Here is a 505-nt window from a genome sequence, read left to right as displayed (position 1 = left end):
ATCTCGCTGATCATGAGGTATAAAATCTACCATCGAAAAAATCTCGGCTGAAGGGTATAAAGCAAGAACTTGCTCTACAACACGCTCTGCCCCAGCGTACGTGATTAACCAGTCATGAACCACCGCAACTTTCATCTACACGCCCCATGATCATGAGTTCTTGGCACTATCCAGAACTTCCTGTACTTTTCTTGCCGTTATATCCCAAGTAAAGCCCTTAACCCTTTCCAAGCCTTTCGCAATGAGCTCTGCCCTAAGCTGCTTATCATTTTCTAGCTGTTCAATTCCACTCGCTATCTCTTCGATACGCGCTGGATCAACAAGAAGAGCGGCATCCCCAGCGACTTCAGGTAGTGAAGTAACATTAGACGTAAGGACAGGAGTCCCACAAGCCATGGCTTCGAGAACCGGAAGGCCAAAACCTTCGTATAACGATGGAAAAAGAAGGCCTCGGGCACCTTTATATAAGGACGGCAACGCTCTTTCATCAACATCACCCATAAAC

Annotated in this window: 1 protein-coding gene; it reads right to left on the bottom strand. The window is 46.7% G+C overall.

Going from position 1 to position 505, the window contains the following annotated elements; genetic code table 11:
- Window positions 1-150 precede the first annotated feature (150 nt).
- Window positions 151-505 (bottom strand): glycosyltransferase family 1 protein (locus OP495_RS18745; protein ID WP_280571300.1); only part of this gene is annotated, 355 nt, incomplete at its 5' end.

The organism is Chromohalobacter sp. 296-RDG (genome assembly GCF_029889885.1).
Taxonomy (GTDB): Bacteria; Pseudomonadota; Gammaproteobacteria; order Pseudomonadales; family Halomonadaceae; genus Chromohalobacter.
Note: the sequence above shows the minus strand (reverse complement) of the source record. Positions and strands in the feature narration are given on the sequence as shown.